Origin of the sequence: Streptomyces violascens (assembly GCF_014649955.1) — a bacterium.
Lineage (GTDB): Bacteria > Actinomycetota > Actinomycetes > Streptomycetales > Streptomycetaceae > Streptomyces > Streptomyces violascens.
Map to the genome: position 1 here is coordinate 389062 of NZ_BMUA01000003.1, position 12667 is coordinate 401728.

At 71.6% G+C, this 12667-nt stretch carries 8 protein-coding genes and 1 pseudogene; 2 read left to right on the plus strand and 7 right to left on the minus strand.

Annotated features, from left to right (window positions below; all coding sequences use genetic code 11):
* Positions 1-96: 96 nt before the first annotated feature.
* The 5 genes from IE206_RS10155 to IE206_RS10175 form a co-directional block, all read right to left on the minus strand.
* Positions 97-1230: an acyl-CoA dehydrogenase family protein gene (locus IE206_RS10155; protein WP_189961723.1), complete on the minus strand. Its 1134-nt coding sequence runs from the start codon at positions 1228-1230 to the stop codon at positions 97-99.
* Between the two features lie 52 nt (positions 1231-1282).
* Positions 1283-3166 (minus strand): acetyl/propionyl/methylcrotonyl-CoA carboxylase subunit alpha, encoded by a 1884-nt coding sequence (locus IE206_RS10160; RefSeq protein ID WP_189961899.1) that lies wholly within the window; start codon positions 3164-3166, stop codon positions 1283-1285.
* 38 nt (positions 3167-3204) lie between these two features.
* Positions 3205-4806, minus strand: coding sequence for an acyl-CoA carboxylase subunit beta (locus tag IE206_RS10165; protein WP_189961724.1), 1602 nt, complete (start codon positions 4804-4806; stop codon positions 3205-3207).
* A 318-nt stretch (positions 4807-5124) separates the two neighbouring features.
* Positions 5125-6759 carry an acyclic terpene utilization AtuA family protein gene (locus IE206_RS10170; RefSeq protein WP_189961900.1) on the minus strand — a complete coding sequence of 545 codons (1635 nt, stop codon included), beginning with the start codon at positions 6757-6759 and terminating at the stop codon, positions 5125-5127.
* A gap of 65 nt (positions 6760-6824) precedes the next feature.
* A complete protein-coding gene (locus IE206_RS10175; RefSeq protein WP_226598558.1) occupies positions 6825-7640 on the minus strand; it encodes a TIGR03084 family metal-binding protein in 816 nt (271 codons plus the stop codon).
* Positions 7641-7783: 143 nt separating this feature from the next.
* Here IE206_RS10175 and IE206_RS10180 point away from each other — a divergent pair, with 143 nt between their 5' ends.
* Both IE206_RS10180 and IE206_RS10185 read left to right on the plus strand, forming a co-directional pair.
* Positions 7784-7987 carry a hypothetical protein gene (locus tag IE206_RS10180; RefSeq protein ID WP_189961726.1) on the plus strand — a complete coding sequence of 68 codons (204 nt, stop codon included), beginning with the start codon at positions 7784-7786 and terminating at the stop codon, positions 7985-7987.
* Between the two features lie 4 nt (positions 7988-7991).
* A pseudogene (locus IE206_RS10185) lies at positions 7992-8283 on the plus strand (NUDIX domain-containing protein).
* Positions 8284-8410: 127 nt separating this feature from the next.
* On the opposite strand, the gene IE206_RS10190 reads toward IE206_RS10185, so the two are convergent.
* Together IE206_RS10190 and IE206_RS10195 are read right to left on the minus strand one after the other, a co-directional pair.
* Entirely contained in the window at positions 8411-9361 is a 951-nt protein-coding gene (locus IE206_RS10190; RefSeq protein ID WP_189961727.1) for an EamA family transporter, read from the minus strand.
* Between the two features lie 176 nt (positions 9362-9537).
* Positions 9538-12462 (minus strand): FAD-binding and (Fe-S)-binding domain-containing protein, encoded by a 2925-nt coding sequence (locus IE206_RS10195; RefSeq protein ID WP_189961728.1) that lies wholly within the window; start codon positions 12460-12462, stop codon positions 9538-9540.
* Positions 12463-12667: the final 205 nt, after the last annotated feature.

Here is a 12667-nt window from a genome sequence, read left to right on the forward strand (position 1 = left end):
CCGCCGGGACGGTGCCGCGTGCCCTACAGGGGCGCGGGGAACTGCGCGACCAGCCCACCGGGACCCGCAGTGGATACCCGCACCTCAGCGGAGCGCCTAGTACGACTTGGGCAACCCGAGCGACTGGTGGGAAACATAGTTGAGGATCATCTCGCGGCTGACCGGCGCGATCCGGGCCACCCGAGCCGCAGTGATCAGCGAAGCAAGCCCGTACTCCCGGGTGAGCCCATTCCCGCCCAGAGTGTGGACAGCCTGGTCGACCGCCCGGATACACGCCTCCGCCGCCGCGTACTTGGCCATGTTCGCCGCCTCCCCCGCTCCGGCGTCGTCCCCCGCGTCGTACAGCGCCGCGGCCTTCTGCATCATCAGGCGGGCGAGTTCGAGCTCGATGTGGGCCTGGGCCAGGGGGTGGGCGATGGCCTGGTGGCCGCCGATGGGGAGCTTCCACACCTGCCGGGTCGTGGCGTAGTCGACGGCCCGCGCGAGCGCGTAGCGCCCCATGCCGATCGCGAACGCGGCCGTCATGATCCGCTCGGGGTTGAGCCCGGCGAACAGCTGGAGCAGCCCCGCGTCCTCGTCGCCGACCAAGGAGTCCGCAGGCAGCCGTACGTCGTCGAGGACGAGCTCGAACTGCTTCTCCGCCGCCTGGAGTTCCATGTCGATCCGCGAGCGCTGGAACCCGGGGGTGTCGCGGGGGACGATGAACAGGCAGGGCTTGAGGCTGCCGGTCCGGGCATCTTCGGTGCGGCCGACGACGAGTGTGGCATCAGCTATGTCCACACCCGAGATGAACACCTTGCGGCCGGTGAGGACCCCGCCGTCGCCGTCCCGGCGGGCGGTGGTGGTGATGCGGTGCGAGTTGGACCCGGCGTCGGGCTCGGTGATGCCGAAGGCCATGGTGAGCGAGCCGTCGGCGAGGCCCGGCAGCCACTTCCGCTTCTGCACGTCCGTACCGAAGCGCGCGATGACCGTGCCGCAGATGGCGGGTGAGACCACCATCATCAGGAGCGGGCAGCCGGCCGACCCCAACTCCTCCAGAACGATGGACAGTTCCGCCATCCCGCCGCCTCCGCCGCCGTACTGCTCGGGCAGGTTCACGCCGAGGTAGCCGAGCTTGGCGGCCTCGGACCACAGGGCCGCGCGGTCGAACCCGCGTCCGTGCCGGGCGCCCAGTGCGGCGACGGCGGCGCGCAGGTCCTTGTTCTCCTGGCTCTCGATGACTCCGGTCATGCTGGTTCGGCCTCCTGAGCGATCACGGGACGACGGCGAGCGATGTGAGGGGCTACGGAACGACTACGGCGAGCAGGGCGCCGACCTCGACCTGGCCGCCGGGGGCGGCGTGGAGCGCGGTGAGCGTGCCGGAGGCGGGAGCGCTGATGCGGTGCTCCATCTTCATGGCCTCCAGCCAGAGCAGCGGCTGTCCGGCGGTGACACGACAGCCCTCCTCGACCCCGTCGGCGACCCGCACGACAACCCCCGGCATGGGGGCGAGCAGCGAGCCGGGCGCGACGAGGTCGCTGGGATCGGTGAAGCGGGGGTGCGCGGTGAGGGCATAGGACCCCGATGCGGTGTCGACGTAGACGATGTCGCCGCCTCTGGCTCCGCCTCCGTCTTCGTACCGCGTGATGCTGAACTCCCGTATCACGCCGTCGATTTCGAGCCGCACGCGATCGGGCTCGGCGGCGTCGAGACGTACCTCGGGATGGCCTTCGGCTTCGAGGCCGTCACGGGTGAGCCGATAGCGGACCTCGTGCTCGCCGTACCGCTTGACCTGCGGCTGCGAGGGTACGTTGCGCCAGCCGCCGCCGAATCGGCCGGCCCGGGAGGCGGCGTCGGCGAGGGCGGCGGCGAGGGCGGCGTGGCGGCTGCCCGGGGCCAGGGTGGTGAGGTCGGGGAGGTTGCGGTCGTAGAAGCCGGTGTCGAGGCGGCCTTCGCTGAACTCGGGGTGCCGCAGGGAGCGGACGAGCAGGTCGCGGTTGGTGGCCGGACCGTGGATGCGGGCGCGTTCGAGGGCGCGGGCCAGCTTGCGGACGGCTTCGGCGCGGGTGGGGGCGTGGGCGACGGCCTTGGCGAGCATGGGGTCGTAGTGAACGCCGATGGTGTCGCCGGCCGCGTAGCCCGCGTCCAACCGGACGCCGTCGATGGCCAGTTGGTGGACGGTGCCGGTCTGCGGGGCCCAGTCGGCGGCCGGGTCCTCGGCGTAGAGGCGGGCCTCGACGGCATGCCCCCGGGGGGCGGGCGGGGCCGGCGGGAGGGCCCCGCCTTCGGCGATGCGGAGCTGGAGGGCGACGAGGTCGATGCCGAACACGGCCTCGGTGACGGGGTGTTCGACCTGGAGGCGGGTGTTCATCTCCAGGAAGTGGGCCCTTTTGTCCGCGACCAGGAACTCGACGGTGCCGGCGCCCCGGTAGTCGGTGGCCTTCGCGGCCCGCACGGCGAGGGCGTGCAGCTCGTCGGTCAGCTCCGGGCCGAGGCCGGGCGCGGGGGCCTCCTCGATGACCTTCTGGTGGCGGCGCTGGAGGGAGCAGTCGCGGGTGCCGAGCACCCAGACCGTGCCGTGGGCGTCGGCGAGGACCTGGACTTCGACGTGCCGCCCGCCCTCGATGTAGGGCTCGACGAAGACGGCCCCGTCACCGAAGGCGGCCAGAGCCTCAGCTTCGGCCGACATCAACTGATCATTGATATCCGCCAGTTGCCGGACGATTCTCATGCCCCGTCCGCCACCTCCCGCCGAAGCCTTGATGAGGAGGGGGAGGTCGTCCTCGGTGACGTCGGCGAGGTCGAGGGGCGGCAGACCCATGAGTTCCTTGGCGCGGGTCTTGGACGCCATGGCCTCGATGGCCTCGGGGGGCGGGCCGATCCAGGTGAGCCCGGCGCCGGTGACGGTCCGCGCGAACTCGGCGTTCTCGGACAGGAAGCCGTACCCGGGGTGCACGGCGTCGGCGCCCGCGGCGAGGGCGGCCTTCACGATGAGGTCACCGCGCAGATAGGTCTCGGCGGGCGAGGCCCCCGGCAGCCGTACGGCGGTGTCCGCCTCCCGTACGTGCAGGGCGCCCGCGTCCGCGTCCGAGAACACCGCGACCGTGGAAATGCCCAGCTCACGGCAGGTGCGGAAGACCCGGCAGGCGATCTCGCCCCGGTTGGCGACAAGTACGGCGCCGATCATGTCCCTCACCCCGACATCCCTGATGTCCCTCATGTTCCTCACATCCGGAAGATGCCGAAGCCGCCACGGGCGCCTTCGACGGGGGCGGTGTGGATCGCCGACAGGCAGATCCCGAGGACGGTGCGGGTGTCGCGGGGGTCGATGACCCCGTCGTCGTACAGCCGTCCGGACAGGAACATCGGCAGCGACTCGGCCTCGATCTGCTGCTCCACCATGGCGCGCAGCGCGGCGTCCGCCTCGTCGTCGTACGGCTGCCCCTTGGCCTCGGCGGAGGCCCTGGCCACGATCGACAGAACGCCGGCGAGCTGCTGCGGCCCCATGACGGCGGACTTGGCGCTCGGCCAGGCGAAGAGGAAGCGGGGGTCAAAGGCGCGCCCGCACATGCCGTAGTGCCCGGCTCCGTAGGAGGCCCCGAGGAGCACGGACAGATGGGGAACCCTGGAATTCGATACAGCGTTGATCATCATTGCGCCGTGCTTGATGATGCCGCCCTGCTCGTACTCCTTGCCGACCATGTAGCCGGTGGTGTTGTGGAGGAAGAGGAGGGGGATGTCGCGCTGGTTGGCGAGCTGGATGAACTGGGCGGCCTTCTGCGATTCGGCGGAGAACAGGACGCCCTGGGCGTTGGCGAGGATGCCGATGGGGTAGCCGTGCAGCTCGGCCCATCCGGTGACCAGGCTGGGCCCGTAGAGCCCCTTGAACTCGTCGAATTCCGATCCGTCCACGATCCGGGCGATGACCTCGCGCGGGTCGAAGGGAGTCTTGAGGTCCTCGGGCACGATGCCGAGCAGCTCGTCCTCGTCGTACTTGGGCGGCAGGACGATCTTGCCCGGATCCGGGTGCGCCTTGCGGTGGTTGAGGCGGGCGACGATGCGGCGGGCCTGGCGTATCGCATCGTGCTCGTCGACGGCGAAGTGGTCGGCGAGTCCGGAGGTACGGGCGTGCATCTCGGCCCCGCCGAGCGACTCGTCGTCGCTCTCCTCACCGGTGGCCATCTTGACGAGGGGCGGCCCCCCGAGAAACACCTTGGACTGCTTGTTGATCATCACGGTGTGGTCGGACATGCCGGGCACATACGCCCCACCGGCCGTGGAGTTGCCGAAGACGACGGCAATGGTGGGGATGCCGGCCGCGGACAGCCGGGTGATGTCCCGGAAGATCGCCCCGCCCGGGATGAAGATCTCCTTCTGGGACGGCAGATCCGCGCCGCCGGACTCGACGAGGCTGATGCAGGGAAGCCGGTTGGCGTACGCGATCTCGTTGGCGCGCAGGGCCTTCTTGAGCGTCCAGGGGTTGGAGGCGCCGCCGCGGACGGTGGGGTCGTTGGCGGTGATCACGCACTCGACGCCCTCGACGGTGCCGATGCCGGTGACCATCGAGGCGCCGACGGGGTAGTCGCTGCCCCATGCCGCGAGCGGCGACAGTTCGAGGAACGGGGTGTCGGGGTCGAGCAGCAACTCGATGCGCTCGCGGGGCAGCAGCTTGCCGCGCCTGCGGTGCCGTTCGGTGTATTTGGCCCCGCCACCGGCGATCGCCTTCGCGTGCTCGACGTGGAGCTCATCAAGCCTGCCCCGCATGGCCGCGGCGGCCTGGCGGTGTTCGGGGGTGGTGGGGCTGAGCGCGGTGGGGAGGACGGGCATGGGGCTCCTTGGGTATGGAGTGGGGAGGGCTTGGGGTGGTCGGGTGGGGGCGCCTGCGGCGGGCGGAGTCCCCTACCCGCCCCTTCCCGAGACCCTCCGGGGGAGTTCGTTCGCCTGCGGGTCGAAGGTGGCTGGTCGCGCAGTTCCCCGCGCCCTAGCAGGGCCGGTGCCGGCCGGGGTGGCGTCTTCAGCCCGTCCGGCGCTTGAGGACGAGTGCCCTCAAGGCGCGAACGGGGTCTGGGACGGAGCCCCAGGAAAACCGGCTTCACCCCTTCCAACCCCCGGAGGGTCTCGGGAGGGGGCGGGGTGGGGGAATGCTCACCCCAGCAAATCCACCGGCACCGCCACCAACCGGCTCCGCAGCCACTCCCCCACCCCCTTCCCCTGGGGATCGAACCGGCCCTGCGATGCGACCCCCTCCCCCAGCAACCCCTCCACCACGAAGTTCAGCGCCCGCAGGTTGGGCAGAACGTGACGAGTGACGCTCAACTCGCCCACCTCAGGTAGCAGTTGACGCAATTGGTCAACTGTCAACGCATGGGCCAACCACCCCCACGCCCCCTCCGACCGCGCCCAGACCCCCACATTCACATCCCCGCCCTTGTCCCCACTCCGAGCTCCGGCCACCAGCCCCAGCGGAACCCGCCGAGTCGGCCCCGAAGCGACAAAGGGAGGCAAGGACGGCTCCGGTACAGCCTCCAAACCGGCGGTACGAGACGCGGCAGGGACCAACTCCCGTACTCCATCCGGCAGTACAGCCACCTGCTCCACGGCCCCCGCATCCACATACACCGCCGAGAACACCCCGTACGGCGCCCCCTTCCCCGGCGGAGCCGTGACGTGGAAGCCGGGGTAGCTGCCGAGCGCCAGCTCGATCGCCGCGCCGCTCACCACTCGTCCCACCGCCTCCGGATCGGGGTCCCGCACGACAAGCCGCAGCAGCGCACTGGCGCACTCCTCGGTGGAGGCGTCCGGCCGATCCGTACGCGTCAGCTCCCAACCCACCACCGCCGGACGGGACTTGGCGCGCGCGAAGGCATCCTCGACCTGCCCCCGCACCAAGTCGGCCTTCGCCTCGACATCGAGCCCGGTCAGCACGAACACGACCTCGTTGCGCCAGCCCCCGATGCGGTTGATCCCCGCCTTGAGGGTCGGCGGCGGCGCCTCGCCCCGTACGCCGGTGACGCGCACCCGGTCGGGGCCGTCCTGGTGGAGCCGTACGGTGTCGAGCCGCGCGGTGACATCGGGCCCGGCGTAGCGCGCGCCGGACGTCTCGTACAGGAGTTGCGCGGTGACCGTGCCGGTGTCGACGACCCCGCCGGTGCCGGGGTGCTTGGTGATGACGCTGCTGCCGTCGGCGTGGATCTCGGCGAGGGGGAAGCCGGGCCGGATGAGGTCGCGGCCCGCGAAGTCCGTGAAGAAGGAGTAGTTCCCGCCGGTGGCCTGGGTGCCGCACTCCAGGACGTGCCCGGCGACGACCGCGCCCGCGAGCGCGTCGTAGTCCTCGGGCCCCCAGCCGAACCACCACGCGGCGGGCCCCGTGACCAGCGCCGCGTCCGTCACCCGCCCGGTGACGACGACGTCCGCCCCGCCGCGCAGGCACGCCGCGATCCCGCCGCCACCGAGGTACGCGTTGGCCGTGAGCGCCCCCTCGGGCAGCGGCAGGGCATCGCCCTCGACATGAGCGACGCGTACGGGAACCCCGACACGCTCGCTCAACTCCCTTATCGAGTCGGCCAGTCCAGCAGGGTTGAGCCCGCCCGCGTTGGCGACGATGCGCACGCCGCGTTCCTGGGCGATCCCGAGGCACTCCTCCAGCTGCCGCAGGAACGTCCTGGCGTACCCGAGCCGTGGGTCGCGCAGCCGGTCGCGGCCGAGGATGAGCAGGGTGAGTTCGGCGAGGTAGTCGCCGGTGAGGACGTCGAGGGGGCCGCCGGTCAGCATCTCCCGCATCGCGTCGAAGCGGTCGCCGTAGAACCCGGAGGCGTTGCCGATCCGCAGGATGCGCCCGTCTTCGCTCACGAGGCGTCCTTGGGCGGGCGGCCGGGGCCCGCCGGGCCGGCGAAGGCCTGCGCGATGTCGAGCCAGCGTTCGGCGTCGGCGCCTTCCGCTCGTACGGCGGTGTCGGAACGGTTCAGGCGCTGGGTGACCAGCAGGCAGAAGTCCAACGCGGGCCCCGTGACGCGCTGTTGGGCGCCTTCGGGGCCGTACGTCCACGTGCTCGCACCGTCCGGCGCGGTCAGCTCGACCCGGAATTCATCGGCCGGGGGCGTCAGCCCTCGTACCGTAAACGCATAATCACGGGCGCGGATGCCGATGCGGGCGACGTGGCGGAGCCGGTCGGTGGGCTTGCGGGTGCGGCCGAGGGCGTCGAAGACGTCCTGTCCGTGGGCCCAGGTCTCCATGAGGCGGCCGGTGGCCATGGACGCGGTGGACATGGGCGGCCCGTACCAGGGGAAGCGTGCCCCGACCGGCGCGTCCCGCAAGGCCTGTTGGAGCTGTACGCGACTGTCCCGCCACCACGCGAGCAGCTCGGCGGGCGGGAGCAGGGCCCCGGCCTCGGCCCCGTCGTCCACGAAGCGGTCCGGCGCCGCGACGGCCTTCTCGACCTCCATCGCGAAGGCGTCGGGGTCGGTGACGGCGAGCAGGGCGGCGGTGTCGGTCCAGGCGAGGTGGGCGACCTGGTGCGCGATGCTCCACCCGGGGGCGGCGGTGGGAGTGGCCCACTGGGCCGGGCTCAACTCCCCGATCAGAACGTCGAGTTCATCCCCCTCGTCACGCAGATCGTCGAGGACGGCAAGAACGGCATCGGCAGAACCGGCCGGTTCGGACACAGTGCGCTCCCCTCCGGGACAGCGGGCGTGCCCCGGAGCATGGCAGGAGGACCTGAAACAAGCAAGCGTGCTTGCATTTATTTCCGGCCTTGTTGCTCCTACCCGCCCAAGGGGGCGACAGCCCTTGCCGCGGGCACCCGGCATTGAGCCGCGAACCCACGGAACACGCCTACAACAGTGTGTTCCGCGCTGACGACGACGCGCCGGTCAACGACCAGGTGTGGGGCATGAACACCTGGTGCGCGCCCGTCCGGCATCTCCGACGCAACGACAGCGGCGGCATGTTCGACACCTACGCGGAGGGTTTCCATGCCGTAGGGAAGACGGCCGGGCCCGTGGAAGGGTGATCGCATGGCACGGACCGAGTACTACGACGACCCGAACGCACCGGAGCCCAACAGCATGGTCGTTGCCGCGTCCGCCGTCGTCACGGACGACCAGGGCCGCATCCTGCTCCAGCGGCGCCGGGACAACGGCTTGTGGGCACTTCCCGGGGGGGGGCCAGGAACTCGCCGTGTCGGACGAGTCGACAGAGCTGCGCTTCGTCTCGCCGGCCGACTTCGACGTGCTGCCCATGCACCACACACAGCGGCTGCGGCTGACGCACTGCCTGGAGCATCGGGCTCGGCCGTACCTGGGCTGAGCCGTCCCCGAGGGGTGGATGCCGAAGCCCGCACGGGGTCCGGGGCGGAGCCCCGGGCGGCTCGGGCCTGCCACCCCTGCACGCACAACCCACCCCCACCAGGGGAGCCACCCCGCTCGACCCAGAACTAACCCGAGACCGCCCGGATCTGCGTCCGCACCGCCCCCATGCTCGCCCCGATCACCAACCCGATCGCCAGCGCCTGCGGCCACGACAGCGCCTGGCCCAGGATCAGGAAGCCCGCCGTCGCCGCGATCGCCGGCTCCAGGCTCATCAGGATCGCGAAGGTGGACGCGGGCAGGCGGCGCAGGGCCAGGAGTTCGAGGGTGTAGGGCAGCACCGAGGACAGGACGGCCACCGCCGCGCCCAGCGCCATGGTGGTGGGGACAAGAAGCTTTCCGCCCGCCTGGGCGATGCCGATCGGCAGGAACAGGACCGCCGCCACCGCCATGGCCAGGGCGAGCCCGTCGGCCTGCGGGAAGCGGCGCCCCGTACGCGCGCTGAACAGGATGTACACCGCCCAGCACGCACCCGCCCCCAGCGCATACGCCACCCCCACCGCATCCAGGCTGCCGAAGCCGCCCCCGCCGAGCAGGACGACGCCCGCCAGGGCCAGCGCGGCCCACAGGACGTTCACCAGGCGGCGCGACGCGAACACCGACAGGGCCAGCGGGCCGAGCACCTCCAGGGTGACCGCGACGCCGAGCGGGATGCGGTCGACGGCCTGGTAGAACAGCCCGTTCATGCCTGCCATCGCCACGCCGAACGCGACCACCGTTCCCCAGTCCGCCCGCGAATGCCCCCGCAGCTTCGGCCGGCACACCAGCAGGAGCACGATCGCCGCGGCGACGAGCCGCAGCGTGACGACCCCGGCCGCCCCCGCCCTCGGCATCAGCGTCACCGCCACCGCGGCCCCGAACTGCACGGATATGCCGCCCGCCACCACCAGCGCGACCGGCCCGAACGCCGCCCGGCGCCCGCCTGGGCCCGCACCCTTCAGCGCACCGGCAGCCTCCGGTACGGCGACGGCGGCCGCCGCGACCGGCTCCGCCGCACCCGCGCCCTTGACCGGATTCACCGGCGCTCCTCTCCCATCGGATCCAGCATCCCGGGCGGCAGCTCACAAGCCCACCGCCAGTCCACCAAAATGCACTAACTCATTCAGTATCTTGGACTTCGCCCACTTGGCGCAACCGCCTTCCCGTACTAAACGGAAGGACACCCTCCATCCAATGTAAGCGGCGCCGAGCCGCCCTACCCCTCACCCTCCAGCCCCTCCGCGAGGACCACCGCCAGGTGCCTCGCCCTGCGGCCCGCCAGCTGCGCCAATTGCGTACGGCAGGAGTAGCCGTCGGCCAGGACTTCCGTGCCGGGCGGAGCGGAACGTACGGCGGGCAGCAGCTGGTCCTCCGCGCAGGCCACCGACACCTCCCAGTGGCCCCGCTCGAACCCGAAGTTCCCCGCGAGACCGCAGCACCCGCCGCTGAGCTCGCCCGTCAGGCCGGCCTTCTCGCGCAGGCGGCGGTCGGCCGCGTCGCCCAGGACCGCATGCTGATGACAGTGGGTCTGGCCGGCCACGGGGCGGTCGAGGCGCGGCGGCGTCCACTCCGGCGCGCACTCCTCCAGTGCCTCGGCGAAGGTGCGCACCGCTGACGACAGCAGAGCCGCGCGCGGGTCTGCGGGCAGCAGCTCCGGCAGGTCCGTGCGCAGGGTGGCCGCGCAGCTCGGTTCGAGCACGACAACGGGACGGCGGCCCGCCTCACCGAGGTACGGCTCCATGGCGTCCAGGGTGTGGGCGAGCACCGCCTTCGCGCGGTCCAGCTGTCCCGTGGACACATAGGTGAGCCCGCAGCAGACCCGTCCCGCCGGAACCTCGGCCTCCACTCCCGCCTCGGACAGCACCCGCAGGGCCGCGTGCCCCACCTCCGGCGAAAGATGGTTGGTGAACGTGTCCGGCCACAACACGACCGCCGCGGCGGACGGCACCCGCCTCTTTCGCAGCTCGCCGACCAGCGTGCGCGGAGCCAATGGCGGAAGTGCCCGCTCCGGTGCGATCCCCGCGAGGCGCTTGGCCAGGGCGGCCAGCGGGCGGACCCGGGCCGCCGCGTTCAGGGGACGGGCCAGCGGCGCGGCCGCGCGCAGCCACTCGGGGAGCCGGCCCAGCGCATAGTGGGAGGCCGGGCGGCGGCGCCCCTCGTAGTGGTGGTGCAGGAACTCCGCCTTGTACGTCGCCATGTCCACGCCCACCGGGCAGTCGCTCCGGCAGCCCTTGCAGGACAGGCACAGGTCGAGCGCGTCCCGCACCTCTTCCGAGCGCCAGCCGTCCGTGACCACCTCGCCCGCCAGCATCTCGTGCAGCAGCCGCGCACGACCCCGCGTCGAGTGCTCCTCCTCACCGGTGGCACGGAAGGACGGGCACATCACATCACTCCGCGAACTCCCTCTGTCCGTACGACACTTGGCGACTCCCACGCACCTGCGTACCGCCGCCGCGAAGTCGCCGCCATCGTGCGGATAGCCGAACTCCACGTCCACCGGACGCTTCGGCAGCGCCTCGAAGCGCAGGTTCTCGTCGAGCCGCGCGGGCCGGGCGAGGACGCCCGGGTTCAGGATTCCGTCCGGGTCCCACAGATCCTTGAACTGGCCGAACAGGCCCACCAGTTCATCCCCGTACATCTTCGGGAGCAGTTCCGCACGGGCCTGTCCGTCGCCGTGCTCACCGCTGAGCGAGCCGCCGTGCGCGACCACCAGGTCGGCCAGGTCCTCGGAGAACGCCCGGAAGCGCCCGATTCCGGCGGGGGTCAGCAGGTCGAAGTCGATGCGGACGTGGATGCAGCCGTCCCCGAAGTGCCCGTACGGGGTGCCGCGCAGCCCGTACGAGGAGAGGAGGGATCTGAACTCCCGCATATACACGCCCAGTTGGGTGGGCGGAACCGCGCAGTCCTCCCAGCCCGGCCAGGCCTCGGTGCCGTCGGGCATGCGGGTCGCGGTGCCCGCCGCGTCCTCGCGGATCCGCCACAGCGCGCGCATCCCGGCCGGGTCACTGACCACGGTGGCCTCAAGAGCGTCACCCGCACGCGCCAACTCCTGGGCCCGCGCCAGCGCTTCGGCCTCCGTCACCCCACCCGTCTCGACGAACAGCCACGCCCCGCCACGCGGCAGCCCGACGTCACCCCGTACCCGTACGAGATCGGCGGCCATGCCCTCGACGGTCAGCGGGCGGTACGGGAGCAGCCCGGGCGCCGCCTCTGCTGCCGCACTCTCGTCGGGGTAACCGAGCACGGCGAGCGCGCGGGCGGGCGGCACCTCCACCAGGCGTACGGTTGCCTGGGTGACCACGCCGAGCGTTCCCTCGCTGCCGCAGAACGCCCGCGCCAGATCGGCCCCCCGCTCGGGGAGCAGGGCGTCCATCGCGTAGCCGGAGATGCGGCGCGGGAGGTCCTGGGGGTAGCCGGTGCGGAGCGCCGACAAATGACGGATGACAAACTCGCGCAGCCCGACAGGCGATGTCGAGTTCTGCCATCCCTGGGACAGATGGTGAACGTTGCCCTGGGCGCCGACGACTGTCAGATCGCGGATGTTGTCGGCCGTTGTCCCCCACCGCACCGAATGCGACCCGCACGCGTTGTTGCCGATCATCCCGCCGAGCGTGCACCGGCTGTGCGTCGAGGGATCAGGGCCGAAGGTGAGCCCGTGCGGCGCGGCCGCGTCCCGCAGGGTGTCGAGCACAACCCCCGGCTGCACCACGGCGGTTCGGGCCGCCGCGTCCACCGAGACGACCGAGCGCATGTAGCGCGTGAAGTCGAGCACGATGCCGGTGCCGGTGGCCTGGCCCGCGATCGAGGTGCCGCCGCCGCGCGGCACCACCGGCACTCCATATGTCCGGCACACCGCGAGCACCGCCGCCACGTCGTCGGCGTCGCGCGGCGCGACCACCCCCAGCGGCACCCGGCGGTAGTTCGAGGCGTCCATCGTCGTCAGGGCGCGGGCGGTGACACCGAGGTCCACCCGGCCGCGCACCACCCGCGACAGCTCCCGCTCCACGTCACGGGCCAAGCCGCGGTGCACGTCAGGGGCCGAGTCGCGGGCCGGGCCGGAGTCCTGCCTCCGTTCCTGCTCCCGTTCCTGCTCTTGTCCGTGCTCGCGCTTGCGTCCGGGGACCTTCGCACCATCTGCCATGGGCTCAGGATGCCCGGCCGCGCTCCCGCACGGGCCCAGCGCCGCACAGACCACGCCGTACCCATTCCGTGTCCGGAAACAGACCAAGATGAGCCGAATGTGGCCGGTCAACGACCTTGCTGAGCGGGAATCTTCACCAAGAACTATCCAAATCGATCACCAACTCTCCTATAGTTGCCCCTCGTTCCCCGAGGAACAGGAACAC

Excerpts from the sequence above, each read along its gene's own strand:
- IE206_RS10155 (WP_189961723.1), bottom strand. The coding sequence starts at position 1,230 with ATGACCGGAGTCATCGAGAGCCAGGAGAACAAGGACCTGCGCGCCGCC.
- IE206_RS10170 (WP_189961900.1), bottom strand. The coding sequence starts at position 6,759 with ATGCGGGAGATGCTGACCGGCGGCCCCCTCGACGTCCTCACCGGCGAC.
- IE206_RS10195 (WP_189961728.1), bottom strand. The coding sequence starts at position 12,462 with ATGGCAGATGGTGCGAAGGTCCCCGGACGCAAGCGCGAGCACGGACAA.
- IE206_RS10160 (WP_189961899.1), bottom strand. The coding sequence starts at position 3,166 with ATGATCGGCGCCGTACTTGTCGCCAACCGGGGCGAGATCGCCTGCCGG.
- IE206_RS10165 (WP_189961724.1), bottom strand. The coding sequence starts at position 4,806 with ATGCCCGTCCTCCCCACCGCGCTCAGCCCCACCACCCCCGAACACCGC.